This window comes from Kribbella sp. NPDC050241, from assembly GCF_044459685.1.
In the GTDB taxonomy this organism is placed as follows: Bacteria; Actinomycetota; Actinomycetes; order Propionibacteriales; family Kribbellaceae; genus Kribbella.
In genome coordinates, this window is sequence record NZ_JBITJE010000004.1 from 503,932 (window position 1) to 520,516 (window position 16,585).

General features: G+C 68.1%; 12 protein-coding genes. 4 read left to right on the top strand and 8 right to left on the bottom strand.

The genetic code is table 11. From position 1 onward, the window contains the following. Nucleotides 1–178 precede the first annotated feature (178 nt). Nucleotides 179–2,002 (top strand): ABC transporter ATP-binding protein, encoded by a 1,824-nt coding sequence (locus tag ACIBG5_RS22600; RefSeq protein ID WP_396393444.1) that lies wholly within the window; start codon nucleotides 179–181, stop codon nucleotides 2,000–2,002. After that, nucleotides 1,995–3,776 (top strand): ABC transporter ATP-binding protein, encoded by a 1,782-nt coding sequence (locus ACIBG5_RS22605; protein WP_396393445.1) that lies wholly within the window; start codon nucleotides 1,995–1,997, stop codon nucleotides 3,774–3,776. Before ACIBG5_RS22600 ends, ACIBG5_RS22605 begins: the two co-directional genes overlap by 8 nt. On the opposite strand, the gene ACIBG5_RS22610 is transcribed toward ACIBG5_RS22605, so the two are convergent. From ACIBG5_RS22610 to ACIBG5_RS22645, 8 genes are all read right to left on the bottom strand, one after another. Beyond that, entirely contained in the window at nucleotides 3,767–4,288 is a 522-nt protein-coding gene (locus tag ACIBG5_RS22610) for a hypothetical protein (protein ID WP_396393446.1), read from the bottom strand. The genes ACIBG5_RS22605 and ACIBG5_RS22610 overlap by 10 nt on opposite strands. After that, on the bottom strand, nucleotides 4,285–7,842 hold the full coding sequence (locus tag ACIBG5_RS22615; protein WP_396393447.1) for a CHAT domain-containing protein: 3,558 nt from the start codon (nucleotides 7,840–7,842) through the stop codon (nucleotides 4,285–4,287). The genes ACIBG5_RS22610 and ACIBG5_RS22615 overlap by 4 nt, the downstream gene beginning before the upstream one ends. A gap of 38 nt (nucleotides 7,843–7,880) precedes the next feature. Further along, nucleotides 7,881–8,939, bottom strand: a complete 1,059-nt coding sequence (locus ACIBG5_RS22620; protein ID WP_396393448.1) for an ABC transporter ATP-binding protein — start codon at nucleotides 8,937–8,939, stop codon at nucleotides 7,881–7,883. After that, nucleotides 8,936–9,934, bottom strand: coding sequence for an ABC transporter ATP-binding protein (locus ACIBG5_RS22625; protein WP_396393449.1), 999 nt, complete (start codon nucleotides 9,932–9,934; stop codon nucleotides 8,936–8,938). Before ACIBG5_RS22625 ends, ACIBG5_RS22620 begins: the two co-directional genes overlap by 4 nt. Beyond that, on the bottom strand, nucleotides 9,909–10,847 hold the full coding sequence (locus ACIBG5_RS22630) for an ABC transporter permease (protein WP_396393450.1): 939 nt from the start codon (nucleotides 10,845–10,847) through the stop codon (nucleotides 9,909–9,911). The genes ACIBG5_RS22625 and ACIBG5_RS22630 overlap by 26 nt, the downstream gene beginning before the upstream one ends. Nucleotides 10,848–10,933: 86 nt before the next feature. Continuing rightward, nucleotides 10,934–11,932, bottom strand: coding sequence for an ABC transporter permease (locus tag ACIBG5_RS22635; RefSeq protein ID WP_360447609.1), 999 nt, complete (start codon nucleotides 11,930–11,932; stop codon nucleotides 10,934–10,936). 46 nt (nucleotides 11,933–11,978) lie between these two features. Then, nucleotides 11,979–13,691: an ABC transporter substrate-binding protein gene (locus tag ACIBG5_RS22640; RefSeq protein ID WP_396393451.1), complete on the bottom strand. Its 1,713-nt coding sequence runs from the start codon at nucleotides 13,689–13,691 to the stop codon at nucleotides 11,979–11,981. Between the two features lie 31 nt (nucleotides 13,692–13,722). Continuing rightward, nucleotides 13,723–14,655, bottom strand: a complete 933-nt coding sequence (locus ACIBG5_RS22645) for an ROK family protein (protein ID WP_396393452.1) — start codon at nucleotides 14,653–14,655, stop codon at nucleotides 13,723–13,725. Between the two features lie 117 nt (nucleotides 14,656–14,772). On the opposite strand from ACIBG5_RS22645, the gene ACIBG5_RS22650 reads away from it, so the two are divergent. Both ACIBG5_RS22650 and ACIBG5_RS22655 read left to right on the top strand, forming a co-directional pair. Next, nucleotides 14,773–15,975 carry an ROK family transcriptional regulator gene (locus tag ACIBG5_RS22650; protein WP_396393453.1) on the top strand — a complete coding sequence of 401 codons (1,203 nt, stop codon included), beginning with the start codon at nucleotides 14,773–14,775 and terminating at the stop codon, nucleotides 15,973–15,975. A gap of 19 nt (nucleotides 15,976–15,994) precedes the next feature. Then, the gene (locus ACIBG5_RS22655) at nucleotides 15,995–16,414 is read left to right on the top strand and encodes a hypothetical protein (protein ID WP_360447602.1); all 420 of its coding nucleotides are present in this window, start codon (nucleotides 15,995–15,997) and stop codon (nucleotides 16,412–16,414) included. Nucleotides 16,415–16,585: the final 171 nt, after the last annotated feature.

Sequence of the window (16,585 nt, forward strand, 5' to 3'; positions counted from 1 at the left end):
CGCGCTCGTGGCACGAGAGCCTGCCGGTTCCGGGGCAGATAGAGCTTTGATTCGAGGAGAGGGCTGTGCATCACCAACGCATCACCAGCTCCCCTCGTCGGCGTCGTTGGAACGAGCGTAGGGCAGGGCCTGTGAAACTCGGATGTTTTTGTCGGTGGTCCCCGTTACGGTCGGTCAAGTGCTGACTCTGTTGCGGTACGCGCTGCGTGTTGCACCTTGGAGCACCGCCCTGACGATGAGCCTGGCGGTGCTCGGCTCCTTGCTGGGCATGGCCGTCGTACTGCTCACCGGCCGCGTGGTCGGCGCGGTTCCCGGGGTGATCAACGATGCGCCCGGGGCGATGCCGATGACCGAGTTCAGCTGGCTGCTCGGCGGACTGCTGGTGGTCTTCGTTCTCGAGAGTCTGACGCCTGCGATCCACCAGGTGGCGACGCTGATCATGGACGCGGCGCTCACCCGGGCGATCGGCACCGGCATCACCGAGCCGCTGCTCAGTCCGCGCCGGATCTCGCATCTCGAGGACACCGAGGTGCTGGATGTGCAGGAGCGGGCCAAGGGCAAGGGTGGCTTCCATCTCGCCCAGGGCTTGGGCAACCTGCCGTGGCTGCTCGCGAGCCGGGTCACCTTGATCGGATCGGCGGTCATCGTCGGTGTGATGTTCTCGTGGCCGGTCGCCGTGATGCTGGTCGCGGTCACGTTCCTGCTGGAGTGGTACGGCGGCCGCCTGATCGAGCGCGAGATCGACGTGTGGTGGGGCAACACCGAGGAACAACGGCGCGCCAACTACCTGTTCGACCTCGGCATGCGTGACGCGCCGAAGGAGCTGCGAGTCTTCGGCCTCCACAACTGGTTGGTGCAGCGGTACGTCCGCGAATGGACCGCGGGTTTCCGCCCGGTCTGGGAACGCCGCCGCAGGAACGTGAAGTGGTCGATCCTGACCGGCGGCCTGCACCTGGCTGCGAACGGCTTGGCGATCCTGCTGGCCGGCCGCGCCGCGTTGAACGGCGACCTGCCGTTGACCGAGGTCGCGACCACCGTTCCGGCGATCCTGGCCATCGGGGTGTCGAGCAACGGGTACGGCGTCGTGCAGGTGCGGCGCGGGTTGTCGGCATACCGGGCGATGAAGGGGCTGCCGGAGACGATCGCCGAGCGTCATCCCGAGCCGCGCGCGACGACCAAGCACCGCGTCGAGACGATGCCGGCCCGCGAGGTCCGCTTCGAGAACGTGAGCTTCCGGTACCCGGGCTCCGACGTCGACGTACTCCGCGACCTCAACCTCACGATCCGTGCGCACGAAGCGCTCGCGCTCGTCGGCGTCAACGGTGCCGGCAAGTCCACACTGGTGAAGCTGCTCGGTGGCGCGTACCGGCCGACGACGGGCCGGATCCTGGTCGACGGCGTCGACCTTGCGGACATCGACCTGACCGCCTGGCAGCGGCGCATCGCCGCGATCGTGCAGGACTTCCTCCGCTTCCCGTTGTCAGTGACCGACAACGTCGCGTTCGGCGCGGTCGAGCGCGTCGACGACGAGGTCGGGCTGGCGAAGGTCGCCCGCGAGTCGGGCATCGACGACGTCGTACGCCGGTTGCCGGAGGGCTGGGACACCGTGCTCGACAAGACGTTCGACGGCGGCGTCGACCTGTCCGGCGGTGAATGGCAGCGGATCGCGCTGGCGCGGGCGCTGTTCGCCGTCCACGCGGGCGCCGGTGTGCTGGTGCTGGACGAGCCGGCGGCGGCTCTCGACGTACGGGCCGAGGCTGAGCTGGTCGAGCGGTACCTGGAGCTGACGTCGGGTGTGGCGTCGCTGATCATCTCGCATCGCTTCTCGGTCGTCCGGAACGCGGATCGCATCTGCGTGCTGGCCGACGGCCACATCATCGAAGACGGCACACACGACCAGTTGCTCGACGAGGGTGGGACGTACGCCGCTATGTTCCGCCTGCAGGCCGAGCGATACGTGACGTCCTCGGACAAAGCCGGCAGCGAGGTCCTCGATGCGTAGCCTCCGGATCTGCTGGCTGTGGCTGTCCACGTCGTTCCGGGCCGCTCCGTTGCTGATGACGATCTCGGCCGTGCTCGTCGCGGCCAGAGCGGTCACGGCCCCGCTGCAGACGTACGGCGTCAGCCGGCTCGTCGACGGGATCGCGGAAGACCAGTCGAGCACGATCGCGCTCGGCATCGGCATCATCGTCGGTGCGCTGGCGGTCTCGTTCGTCGCCGACGTTGTCGGCTGGCCGCTGCAGGACACCGCGCAGGAGCGGATGGCCGGTCGCGTGCACGCGGACCTGCTGGACGTGACGACCGGCATTCCGGGGCTGACGCATCACGAGCGGCCGGATGTGGCCGACCGGCTGGAGCTCGTGCGTGAACGTGCGTGGCGGATGGGTGTCGGCGCCGAGGTGTTGCTGTGGGCCTTCGCGACGATTGCCAACACGGTGACCGTGCTCGGGTTGCTGGGGTCGGTGAATCCGCTGCTGCTGATCCTCCCGCTGCTCGGTGCGTCACGGATCTGGTCGGCGTACCTGAGCAGCACGCGGCAGCACAAGGCGTGGGAGGACTCGATGCCTCAGGAGCGCCTGATCGACCGGCTGATCGAGGTCGCGAAGGACCCGCGGACGGGCCTAGAGCTGAGGGTCTTCGGGCTCGGACAGGTGCTGCTGGACAGGATCTTCGCGTTGCAGACGGAGCGGTTCCGGCGCCGAGTCGCGGCGGCCCGCTGGGGCGGCAAGGTCGATGGGTCCGTCCGCCTGGTGTTCGGTCTCGCGTACGCCGCGGCCGTCGTGTGGATCATCGCGCGAGCCCGGAACGGGCAACAGACGGCGGGCGACGTCGTACTTGTGCTGCTGCTGGCGCCGCAGGTCGATCAGATGACCGGCGGGATCGCGCGGAACGTGTACTGGGTGGGCGAGGTCGTGCGGAGCTTCAGCCGGTACGACTGGCTGCGCACGTACGCGAAGGAGAACTCCTGGACGTCGAGCACCACCGCGGCACCGGCCCGGCTCGTGTCCGGCATCGAGCTGCGGAACGTCGGATTCTCCTACCCTGGCACGGATTCCGCCGTACTCACCGATGTCAGTCTCAGCCTGCCCGCGGGGTCGGCGGTCGCGTTGGTGGGGGAGAACGGCGCGGGCAAGACGACATTGGTGAAGCTGCTCGCGCGGATGTACGACCCGACGACCGGGCGCGTCCTGGTCGACGGCGTGGAGCTGTCGACGATCTCACCGGATGCTTGGCGGTCGCAGCTCTCGGCGGGGTTCCAGGACTTCGTCAAGTTCGAGCTGGCCGCCCGCGACGTTGTGGGGCTCGGCGACGTCGACCGAGCCTCCGACGAGGCGGCCGTCCGGGCCGCGGTCGCGCGAGGCGACGCGGAGTCCGTCGTCGCCGGGCTGCCGCGCGGGTTGGATACGCAGCTGGGCAAGAAGTTCACCGACGGCATCGAGCTGTCCGGTGGCCAATGGCAACGACTCGCGCTGGCCCGGGCGTTCATGCGTGAGCGCCCACTGCTGTTGCTCCTCGACGAGCCGACCGCCGCTCTGGACCCGGAGGCCGAGCACCGCCTCTACGAGCAGTACGCCGCCGCCGCGAAGATCGCGGCCACCGAGACCGGCGGCATCACCGTCCTCGTCTCCCACCGCTTCTCGACCGTCCGCATGGCCGACCTCATCGTGGTCATGCACAACGGCCGCGTCGAGGAGGTCGGCACGCACGAGGACCTCCTCGGCGCGGGCCACCGCTACGCCGAACTCTTCGAACTCCAGGCCCGCGCCTACCGCTGATCGCCGGTCTCCGACGACTGGCCGCCGGAGAAGAGCTTGGTGATGGCCCGCAGCGGCGCGTCCGGCGTCTCGTACTCGACTTCCTCGATCTCGTCGATGGAGCCATCCGGGTTGTGCCGCTTGACCTTCAGCCGTCGCTTGATGCCGCGCGTTGTCAGCAGGTACATCCCGTAGGCGACGGTGATGGCGATGAGGGCTATCTCGATGACGGGCAGTTGCGCCTTGGCATCCTGCAGGGCCCCGCGGACGGCGTCGCGCTCGGCTGGGTCCTCCCAGGCCTCGGCCAGGATCGTGAGGCAGGCGGACTCGATCTGTGCACCGTCCTGCTCGACCCCTGCCAGCGCCGCGTCGAGTTCAGGACCGCGCTCTCCGGCAGCCTGCCGTAACTGGTCCTTCATCTTCGCCGGGTCCAGGTCGCCGCTCTTCTCGGCGAGGTAGTACCGCGTGGCCTGCTCCACCGCGTCGGCGTCGGGCCGCAACTCGGCCAGCAGTTCCGCGAACGTTTGGCTCATCTCCAGTCCCCCTCCAGCATCAAGGCCCAGGCATAGCGTGGCGGAAGAGTTTCCGCGGCGGCCGTGCAGGCCTGGTGTAGCGCACGGGCCAGATCCAGGTCGCCTGCCAGCCAGATCTCGAGCGCTGCGTCGAGAATAGGGGCAACCTCGGCGGGAGGCACCTCCCAGCGCGGGGCGATCAGTGCGCGTGTACCGGCCGGGCCGAAGGCGGTGAACAGTCCGAGACGCTCGCCCAGGCCGGTCCAATGGACCACGCCGCTCAGGCACGCCAGTGAGAAGATCACCATCGGTGCCTGCTCCAGCGTCTGCAGTGCCGACCAGTCGAGCCGATGGCGCCGGCCGCGCTCAGTGGAAGCAGCGATCGAGTTCCGCAGCGGCAGCGCTCCCGCGTCGGCGACAACGATGCCCACTTCGTTCGTCTGCGGATCCTGATAGCCGTGGCAGAGAAGCTTGGCGACGTCGACTGTGCTCAACAGCGACATCACGGCCGTGGCGTCCGCCGGTGCTTCCTCGGCGGCCTGGAACTCCAGCCCCGACGAGTTCGCGAAGGCCCGGGTTCGGGCGGTCGAGGTCAAGAGCGCGTCGCGGACCTCTTCCGCGTCCCCGTACTTCGGCACGCGCACAACGCCGATCCCTCGGACGGGTCTCACCTGCGTGTCCTGCAGGAGTGCGAACCATCCCGCCGCGTACGAACACGTCCACGGGCCGCCGCAGGCAGCATGCCAGGGCAGTCCGACGAGGTCCGGGTGCTCGATGACGACCACGTGGTCGCCATCGGTCAGGTCTTCGGACAGTTCCCGCGTCCACCAGGCGACGAGGGCCTGCCACTGGTCCTGCTGCAGCGGGTCACCTGAGCGTCCGCGCCGCCAGCCGCGGATGAGGTTGTGCAGGACAGGGGCGAGGGCGACCGGGTCCTCGTCGGGTGCCTCGAGAAATCGCGACCGTACCTGCCCATCCGGCGTGATCACGGTGAGCATGCAGACGTACACCTCGGTCGTCTCGATCCACTCCACGACGCCGATGGATCTATCCGGTTCGGCGAGCGCTGCGAGCCGATGGTCATCCGGCAACGGCGCGTCGCTGCTCCACGACCGGCTGTTCCGCGCCACCGTACGGCCGATCGCGTTGCGGCCCACGTCCGCCACCTGACGAAGCGCACTCCAGGGCGTGCTCTGCCGGTCGAGCACGCTGCCGAGTGCAGCTGCAGCCAACCGCTCGGCCGCATAGCGGAGCGACTCGGTGCTGGTCGCGACGGCAGCGAGGTCCCGGACATCCCGATACATCCGGCGCAGAGCCGTCGGCACCTGGCCGAGAACCTCGCCGGCACCCTCCCAGTCGTCGTGTTCGTAGGCGAACGCGGCAAGCCGCAGCAGCACGATCGCGTCGGGAATCTGTCCGAGCTCGACGGCGAGTCGATCGGCAGCGAGCCATCGGTCCTGGTTGTCGGCGAGACCGAGGACATCGTGCAGGACGGCCGTCGCGTTCGCGGCGTGGCAGGCGACAGCTACGTCGCCGGCGGCGATCGCGCGATCGCGGACCTCGGTCAGGTTTCGGTCGATCGAGTCGGTCTGATCGGGATCGACCAGCTCCGGCGCCGTCCCGGCCAGGATGAACAGTGCCGCGGCCGTCGGCAGGACGACGTACGGATCGGTGATCACAGCGGCTGGATCGAGGATCTCGCGCACCAGCTCAGCCGCTCTGGCCGGCTCGTCGGGCGCGGTGAGGTTGGCGAGAGCAGCCCGGAGCGCGAGGGCACGGTGTGCCTGTGGGCCGTCGGCAAGCGCGAGTGCGTGTTCGAGTGCGCTGATCGCCTCAGGTACGCGGTGCAACACCGCGAGCGTGACTGCGACCGAATGGAAGGCCTCCATGCGTTCCGCGGCCGTGCCGCGTGCGCTCAACGCGGTGAAGATGGCGAGCGCGGCATCCGGTGCGCCCGTTTCGCGCAGGAGAATCCCGATGTTGCGGTCCCCGACCGCCTTGTTCGCATCGCCGGCGTCATCCGGCAGGGCGGCCCGAGCTTGCCTGGCGACCTCCAGTGCTACCTCGGGCAGTCCGGCCAGCCGCAGTGCGTTCGATCGCTCGGTCAGGAGCGCCGCTCGCCGCATGCCGCCCAGCTCCGCCTCCCAGGGCCGCGGTTCCGAACCAACTCTGGCCAGGAAGCGTTTCGGCTGGCGGATCAGCTTGAGTCGCGAACCCAGCCAGGTCTCGGTGGCGGCGCGTGCGTCCACTGACGGGAACCGATCGATCACACGGTCGGCGAGACGCTCGAGCTCGTCTGCCTGTCCGGCACGGAGCAGCGGCGCGTCCATGTCCTTGATGAAGGACAGTGCCGAGTCGACGTCGTCGCCGCGCTCGTGGAACCGATCCACGGCATCCAGCAACTGCTCGAATCCGGGCTCCTTGCCGAACCCGGCGAGGACATCACTGACGACGCTGTCCCGACCCGAGAAGCCCAGGAACTCGACAACCTCCTGCACGGCGAGGATTTCCTCTCCCGTGATCCTGCCCACCGCGGCATCCGCGTCGGCCCGAGCGGCCTGCGCGGCGCGGTCCTGCACGAGAGTGGCGAGGAGGAACTGCGCGGCCCACCACGCGTCCTGTCTGGACACGGTGGCTCGGGCGAACTCCTCGGCCACCCGGATGGCGCCGAAGGCGTCCGGTACCTCGGTGCTGTCCTGCCGATAGGCGAACTCGAGTGATGCCAGAGCAATGGCCCACTCGCGTCCGTCGCTCACCGGCACATCAGCTCCCAGGTGCACCGCGGCTCTGGTGGCCTCGACAACGTACCTGCCGTGGAACGGGAGATCCTCGGTCTCGAGGGTGTCGGCGTACTCGTCGAATGCCTCGAGCGCCCCCGGCAGGACGTAGCCACGCAGCACGTAACGCTCCAGGTCGCGTTGGAGGGACTCACCATGCGTCTCGTCCTGCATCCACGAGTGGCACAGAGCCAGCCAGACCTGGGCCTGCATCGACCCGTAGTACCGCAACACCGCCTCGAACGTCGGGGCGTCCGCCTGGCCGGCATCCTGGGCACGGACTGCGGCGACTCTGGTGCCTGGCACCGGCGCGATTGCGGGCACGATCGCAGCAGCGAACGTTTCGGCGGGAAACTGCCGCCAGTGCTCCTCGAGGTACTTCATCAGACGATGCTCCGCGATGGCCGTCCCGGCAGCGTTGATCGCGGCCAGACGCGCCTTCATCCGTGTGGCCACGCTGTGCATCAAGCCGTCGGCCGACGGATGAGCGACGTACGACCGGTCGACCGGAAGTCCGGCGCGGGCGATCACTGCCTCGGCGTCCCAGCCCTGGGCCATCCGGCCGCACAACAGGTCTATCGCCCGTGGGTCGTCCGAGACACAGACCACGCTGACATCAACGTCGAGTGGATCGCCGCAGACCTCACAGTGCGACAGCAGCAGTTCGCCGGTGAACAGCTTGCGCAACCCGTCGATCTCCGCATCGTGGACGACCTCGACCAGCCCACCGGCCTCGTAGGCAGCACTCGGCGCACCACAGTTCGGGCACAGGGATGTCACACCATCTGGATACGGCATCGCCCTGACGTTGCAAAGACGTCAGGGCGACGGCGAACCTAACGCGCCGTTGTGTCCTCGAGCCCCGGATCGGATTCGGCGACGTGGCAGGCGGCCTCGTGGTCGGTGCCGAGGATGCGCAGGAGCGGGGTCGTCTGGTGGCACTCGTCGACGACCAGCGGGCAGCGCCAGCGGAAGCGGCAGCCCGGGGTGGGGTCGATGACCTTCGGCGGTTCACCGGTGTCGCCTTCGACGGCGGCAGTCAGCGGTGCCCGCGGGTCGGGGACCGCGCCGAGCAACAGGTCGGTGTACGGGTGCTTGGGGTTGGCCAGCACGGACTCGGCCGGGCCGGACTCGACGATGTGCCCGGCGTACATGATGGCGAGACGGTCGGCGACGTACCGCGCGCTCGCGATGTCGTGGGTGATGTACAGGAACGACACGCCCTGGGTCTCGCGCAGCTCGCTCATCAGGTTGAGCAGGCCGATGCGGATCGACACGTCGAGCATCGACACCGGCTCGTCGGCGAGGATCAGCTTGGGTTTGTGCGCCAGCGCCTGGGCGAAGCCGATGCGTTGCCGCTGCCCGCCGCTGAGCTCATACGGATAGCGGTGCATGATGTCGCCGGCGGGGGACAGACCGACCGCCTCGACGACGCGTTCGGCCTCCTCGAGCCGCTGCGCCCGCGTGAGCTCCGGACGGTGCAGCTTCAGGCTGCGCAGGATGCCGTGCGAGACGCGGAAGGCGGGATTGAGCGAGCTGAACGGATCCTGGAAGACCATCGGTACGTCGCCACGGTAGGCGAGCTGGTCCTTGCGCGACCGCATGCTCGACGTCGGCCGGCCCTGGTAGTAGATCTCGCCGCTCGTCGGCTGGTACACACCCGCGAGCAGCCGGGCGATGGTGCTCTTGCCGCTGCCGCTCTCTCCGGCCAGCGCGACGATCTCCTGCCGGTCGATGGTGAGGTCGACGTTGTCGACCGCGTGCAGCATCTGCCGGGACAGCCCGCGGCCGACGCGGAAGTGGCGGGTGAGCTTCTTGGTCTCGAGCAGCGGCGCCGTCGACGCCACCGAGTCCTGGACGGTCGACGACGTGGAGTCCACACTGATATCGGTCATGACGTCACCTCCTGGACGGGCTCGGCCGGGTGGGTCTGGCCCGGTGCGTGCAGCAGGCAGCGCGCCTGGATCGGACCGACCTGGTAGAGCTCGGGCTCGATCTTGGGACAGTCCTCGAACGCCACCGGGCAGCGCGGATGGAAGCGGCAGCCGCTCGGTGGGCTGGCCAGGTTCGGCGGGCTTCCCGGAATCCCGGTCAGTGGTTGCTTCGGGCCCCGGATCGACGGGAACGCGTCGAGCAGACCCTTGCTGTACGGGTGCGCCGGATGGTCGAACACGGCGCGCGTGGCGCCGAACTCGACGACCTGACCGGCGTACATCACCATCAGCTGGTCGGAGAAGTGGCTGATCAGCGACATGTCGTGGGTGACGAAGACGACGGCGAAGCCGAGTTGCTTCTGCAGTTCCTTGATCTGCACCATCAGGGATCGTTGCGCGACCACGTCGAGCGCCGAGGTCGGCTCGTCCATGATGATCATGTCGGGGGTGAACAGCAGCGCCATCGCGATCATCGCCCGCTGCCGCATCCCGCCGCTGAGCTGGTGCGGATAGCTCTTGAGGTGGATCGGGTCGATGCCGACCATTCGCATCACCTCGGCCGGGCGCTCGTCGTCGACCCGTTCGTCGTGCGCCATGATCGCGTCGCGGAACTGGCTGCCGATGCTCTTCACCGGGTTGAGCGCGTTCATCGCGCTCTGCATCACCACGGAGTAGTCCCGCCAGCGCAGTGCGGCCAGCTTCTTCTCGCTCATCGCGACGAGGTCCTGGCCCTGGAAGTGCACGCTGCCGCCGGTGATGGCGGCCGGTGGGCTCAGCAGCTGGGCGATGGCGAACAGCAGCGTCGACTTGCCGCAGCCCGACTCGCCGACCACCCCGACGAACTCACCGGCGTGTACGTCGAGATCCACCGAGTCGACCGCGACGACCGGGCGGTCGCCGGTGTCGTACTCGACGGTGAGATCGCGGACCTCAAGAATTGGCTGCTGACTTGGCACGTCGCCTCCGAACCGGCCGCAGGGCGGGGTTGCTGATCTCGTCGAACGCATAGTTGAGCAGGGCGAACGAGACGCCGAGCAGCGCGACCGCCAGGCCGGGCGACAGCGCCCAGGCGGGCAGTCCGTTCACCAGGGCGCCCTGGTTCTGCGCCCAGTAGAGCATCGTGCCCCAGCTCAGTGAGTTGGGATCGCCGAGCCCGAGGAACTGCAGGCCGGCCGCGGTCAGGACGGAGTACAAGGCAGCACCGAGGAAGTTCGCGACGATCAGCGAGATCATCGTCGGCAGCACTTCGACCACGATGATGTACGACCGCCGCTCGCCACGGACCCGGGCCGACTCGAGGAAGTCGCGGTTGCGCAGCGACAGCGCCTGCGCGCGCATCTGTCTGGCGCCGTACGACCAGCCCGTGAGGATCAGCACGACGATGATCACGGTCAGGTTGCCCTTGCCGGCGTACGTCGCCAGCACGATGATCAGCGGGAACGTCGGCAGCACCAGGAAGATGTCGGTCATCATCGACAGCACGTTGTCCGCGGCGCCGCCGAGGTAGGCGGCCGAGACCCCGATGACGACGGCCAGGATCGTGGCGCCGAGGCCGGCGACGACCGCGATGATCAACGACTCGCGGGTGCTGTAGATCAGCTCGGCGTACACGTCCTGGCCGAGGCCGGTGGTGCCGAGCCAGTGCGCGGACGAGGGGCCCTGCAGAGGCAGGTCACCGATCGCCTGTGGGTCGCCCTTGAGCCACGGGACGAACAGCTTCGGAACGGCGGCCAGCAGGCAGAACAGCACCAGCAAGGCCGCCCCCACCATGGCCTTGCGGTTGTGCAGGATGGCCCGGAAGATGCCGCCCCGCGGGCGGCGGGTCACACTCGGTGCGGCCGGTGCGGTGCCGGCGACGATCGCACTCATCGACGTCCTCGCTTCGCTGCGGGCGCCGATAAGCGCGATGAGCAGCTCTGCTTGATGGTGACTTCGCTTCGCTCACTCACTGGCAACTACCCCTTCGTCCGGGCTCGTGGGTCGAGCAGGAACACCGCGAAGTCGCAGAGCAGGACACAGATCAGGACGGCCAGCGTCGACAGCAGGAACAGTGCCTGCAGCAACGGGTAGTCGGTGCTCACCGTGGCGTTGTAGAACATGTAACCCAGGCCGGGGTAGTTGAAGACGTACTCGACCAGGATCACGCCGGAGATGACGAAGCCGAGTGACATCGCGAACCCGGACAGGTTCGGCAGGAACGCGTTCCGGCCGGCGTAGCCGAACATGATCTTCCGGTTCGGGATGCCCTTGGCGCGGGCCATCCGGACATAGTCTTCGGCCAGCGTGGTGACCATGTTGTTGCGCATGGTCAGGATCCAGCCGCCGACCGCGGTGATCAGGATGGTGGCGGCCGGCAGGATGCCGTGCTTGAGCACGCTGCCGGCGAACTCCGCCGTGAACGCGGGCGTCAGTCCCTGATCGTAGTTGAAGTCGTTGGGCAGGACCGGATTGTTGCCCATGGCGAACAATGAGATCAGCAGCAGCGCCACCCAGAAGTACGGCAGCGCCGAGGTGACGATGAAGATCGGTGGCACGACCCCGTCGATCAGCCCGCCCCGCCGCCAGCCGGCGATCGTGCCGATCAGGGTGCCGATCCCGAACGCCAGCACGGTGGTGATGCCGACCAGGCCGAGGGTCCACGGCAGCGCGTCGCCGATCAGGGTCGTCACCGGGACACCGAGGCTGCTGCCGACCGACACGCCCCAGTGCCCGGTGACCATCGCTTTGAGGTACTCGCCGTACTGCAACACGATGTTCTTGTCCGGGTCGAAGCCGAACTCGGCCAGCACCGTGCGTAACTGCTCCGGCGTGACGATTGCGCCGCCCTTGCTGAGCCGCGACCGCAGTGCATCCTCAGGACTGCCCGGCATCATCCGCGGGATGAAGAAGTTCAGCGTCATCGCCGCCCAGAGAGTGAGCACGAAGAACCCGAGACGACGTATCAGGAACCGCACGACCACCAGCTCCTCGTGCTCACTCTTGCCACGTTTCCTTCCTTACCTACTTCTGGGCCGACTTCGAGTACAGGTTCGTCAGCACCTGCCCGACGTCGGGGATGTTGTACGGCGCCGGCTGGGCGTACGGGTTGTCCTGCGTCGGCCAGCCCTCGAGGTCCGTGGTGTTGTACTGGTACCAGTCGACCGACTCGGTCGTCGGGATCAACGGGATGTCCTTGATCATGTAGCCCGAGATCTGCTTGATCAGCTTGACCTGGGTGTCGGGGTCCGCACTCGCGTACTGGTCGAGGAGCTTGTCGACCGCGGGGTTGATGTAGCGCGAGTAGTTGCTGTTGGCCTGCTTGCCGATCGGGGCGGTGTTCTTCGAGTACAGCAGCTGCCGCAGCTCGTAGTACGGCGTGGGTCCGCCGGACTGGCTCGAGTACGCCAGGTCGTAGTCACCGGTGTAGAGCTTCTGGTTGTACGACTGCTGCTGCAGGTCCTGGGTGGTCAGCTCGATCCCGACCGCGGCGAGCTGCTGCTTGACGACCGCCAGGGACGCGTCCCAGTCGGTGTAGCCGGTGACGCTGATGACGTTCAGCTTGAGCGGGTTCGACGCGCTGTAGCCGGCGCTGGCCAGCAACTGCTTGGCCTTGTCCGGGTTCGGCTTGTCGTAGCCGGCCGCCGTCAGCGCGTCCTTGTCGAAGTACTTGTCGAAGGTCGGGGTGACGACGCCGGTCTGGTTCGCGGCCGGTTGGTAGCCGCTCTCACCGATCTTCGAGATCTGCTCGCGGTCGAGCGCGTAGGCGATCGCCTGCCGGACGGCCAGGTTGCTGGTCACCTTGTGCGACGGGTCGAGGTTCGGGATGAGCGCGACGTTCGCGGTCGGCGGGAACCAGTAGTTGTTGTTCGGTGACTTCGACTTGTAGAACTTGTCGATGTTCGGGATGTACTGACCACCCCACTGCGCCTTGCCGCTGGCCAGGTCGAGGTTGGCCGGGTTGTTGTCCAGGTACGCCGGGTACTGCACCTTCGACACATACGGCTTGCCAGGCTGCCAGTAGCTGCCGTTGGCGGCGTAGGTGATGTTGTTGCTGCTGCATGACTCGACGGTGAACGCTCCGGTGCCGACCGGCTTCGGGTTCGCATAGGTGGCCGGCTTGGACGCCGCCTCGCCGGTGGACCAGATGTGCTTGGGCACGATGCCGACCTGGTTGGCGAAGTTGTAGAAGTACGGCTCGGCCGCACCCTTGAACTTCAGCGTGACCTTGTTGCCGGCCGCGGTGACGCTGGTCAGCCCGGCGCCGCTCCACAGGGCGAAGAGGTCCAGGGCCGGCTGCTGCTTCATCAGGTTGAACGTGTAGACCACGTCGTCGGCGCTGAACGGCTGGCCGTCGCTCCACTTCACGCCGTCGCGGATGGTGAAGACGATCGAGTCCTTGGTCGGCGACCACGTGAACGCGGTCGCCAGCATCGGCGTGGTGGCACCGCTCTTCAGCACATTGACGAAGGTCAGGGGCTCGTACACGAAGCCGAGCGCCTGCTGGTTGACCGCCGGATTGAACGGGTTGAACTGGCATGGCCAGGTCTGACCGCCGACGTTGGCGATCGTGACGACTCCACCCTTCTTGAACTGCCCGGTGCTGCCGCCGCTGCTCGTCGAGGACGACGGGTTGCTGGAAGCACTCCCGATCGGCTTGTCACCGCCGCCACAGCCCGCAGCGGCCAGTATGCCGACCGCCATGGTGGCGACGGCGATCCGTTTGATGCCCCTCATCGTCTCTGCCTTTCACTCCTCGATCTCATGGTCATGCGAATGCCTCCGCACCGAGGACCGCGCCCGCGGCCTCGACTCCGAGGGCGAGTGCGCCCACCAGCGGCGCGTCCGAAGGGAACCGGGCCTTTTCCAGTTCCGGTGGGAACGGGACGGCCGCGTCGAGTGCCCGGCGCAGTTCGGGACCGATCCGGTCCCAGGAGCCGACCAGGCCGCCACCGACAACGATGCGGGCCGGGTCGAGGGCGATGGCGAGGTTGACGACGTGCATCGCCAGCTCGCGGTTGAACTCGTCGGTGAGGACGGCGGCGTCCGGCTGGGTCGCCGACCTGGTGAAGACGTCCGCCGCCGATACCCGCTGTCCGAGCCGGGTGCTGCCGGTCGTCTCGAGTGCTTGGCCGCTGACGACATCCTCGAGGATCGTGCGCTGCGCCGGCTCGATCCAAACGTCCGCGGCGGTCCGCACGTTGTAGGCGATCTCTCCGGACGCTCGGTGAGCGCCGGAAATCACCGTGCCTCCGGCAACGATCGCCACCGCCAGGCCGGTGCCGAGGTTGAGGTAGATACCCGGATCGCAACCGGCCAGCGCACCCCACCGCACCTCGGCGGCGGCCGCGGCCTTCACGTCGGTCCCGAGCCGGACAGGTACGTCGGGGAACGCCTCCCGCACCATCCGCCCGAAGGGGAGTTCGCCCCAGCCGGGAAACGTCGGCGCGAGCTCGACGTGGTCGTCGTACGGGATCCCGAGCGTCGCCGCGCCGACCGCGGCGAGTTCCCTGTCCGGAGCGACATCCGCCAACAGGTCCTGGGCCGCGGTCAGACCGCGACGCATCGCGGCCTCGGCTCCTGCATCGGCCAGGCTGTCGATGGTGGTCGTGCCGAGACGCCGGCCGGACAGGTCGGCGACCGCGGCGGCGATCTTCGTCCCGCCGAAGTCGAGTCCGAGCACAACCGGGGTAGGAATCATGGGCTGGCAACTCCACCGTGCCGTCCAATAGAATCGTTAGGAAACTAACTTAACAATCCTGGCGGGCACAAGGCCCAACTCGCAGCTTGACCAATTCGCGACCTGAAGGAGACCGACGTGACGGTTGTCGCCGGAGGTGCCGCCGCGGCCCGCCCGCAGCTGATTCGCGCGATCAACGAGCAGGTGCTGCTGGAACACATCCGGCGGTCCGGGCCGGTGTCGAGGACGGAGCTGGCCGCGCTGACCGGTCTGTCGAAGCCGACAGTCTCCGCGGCCCTGGCCACCATAGAGCGCGGCGGGCTGGTGCATGCGTCCGGCCAGCGGACCGGCGTCCCGGGTCCGGCCGCGCGATTGTATGACGTACGCCCGGAGGCAGGGTTCGTCCTCGGGCTCGATGTCGGGCGCGAGTTCTTGCGTGGGGCGGTCGCGGATTTGCGGGGCACGGTGCGTTGCCGGCTCAGCGTGCGCACGAAGGCAGTGCGGGAGATGGCCCGGGTCCAGGAACTCGCCGACCTCGCCAAGACACTGCTGGACGAAGCAGGTATCACCGCGTCGCAGCTCACCCAGACAGTGATCGGAAGTCCGGGTGTCTACGACCCGAAGCGCGACACCCTGACGTTGACCGGGCGCCTGTCGGGTTGGGACTCGCCCGCGGTGTTGCCGGCGCTGCGCGAGCGGTTCGGTCCGGCGTTGATGATCGAGAACGACGTCGACGCCGCGGCCCTGGCCGAGCGGGTCCACGGTCATGGCCGCGATGTCGACAGCTTCGCGTTCGTGTCCGTCGGTACGGGTATCGGCATGGGCTTGGTGCTCGACGGGAAGCTGCGGCACGGCTTCCACGGTGTGGCGGGCGAGATCAGTTACCTGCCGTTCACCGAAGGCAGCGGAAGCGATGCTCGGGATGCCCGCAAGCGGGGCAGCTTCGACGCCTCGGCATCGGCCGCGGCCGTGGTCAGGGCCGCTCGGCGTGCGGGTGTGCGAGGTGCGACGTCGGCGGCGAAGGTGTTCGCGGCGGCGGCGCGTGGTGATGTGATCGCGGCCGCCGTGGTGACCGAAGAGGCACTCCTCGTGGCCAAGGCGGTGTGCAGTGTCATCGCCGTCGTCGACCCCGAGTTGATCGTGCTGGGCGGTGGCATCGGGCAGGCACCGGGCTTCCTCGATGCGGTCGTCGAGCAGTTGCGTCTGCTCTCGCCGGTAATGCCGGAAGTGAAGATGAGCGTGCTCGCGGCAGACACAGTCGTGGCCGGCTGCATTGCCGCCGGCCTTGACCGTGCTTGGCAACACCTGCTGGGCCGGATAGCTCAGCCGGCACCAGCCTGACGTGTCCTAGGCTGGCGGGGTGGACAGTCAGCCGAGTTGGCGCGAGGAACGGCGGGAGGCAGCCGCCGTCCATGCCGCGGCGCTCGAACGCCGCAAGGCCGCCGAGACCGCGCAGGCCCGTGCGCTGCTGACCGATTTCGTCCGGACGATGAAGGAACGAGGCGTCGAGCCACAGCCGCTGCGAGCGCAGGTCACCGGATCGGGAGCCAGCTACCGCACCGGGATCACTGGCTGGTACCTGCGCCGCAACCGTTCGCTCGGCACCGACGCCGAGGGCAACTTCTACATCCTCGGTACGCCAGCCAGCCTCAGCGCCCGGCTCCTCGGCGTACGCATCCTGCCGTCCGATCCGCCGATCACCGTCGGCCTGGGCGCTCGCGATGGTGAGTCCATGCCGCTCGCGCAACTTCTCCAGCTCCGGCTGGACGAGAGCGACTGACCCGGGTTTCTCCAACCCCGGGTTGTGGTGGCGCTGCGTCACGCCCGGTCATCGGCGTGACTGTTGAAGTCCGGGCTGCTGCCGCCTCGATCGGAGGTTGGAGATCCATCCATCCCTGGTAGGAACGCGGAAGCCCCTGACCGGCGTGATGCCGGCCAGGGGCCTCGGGTG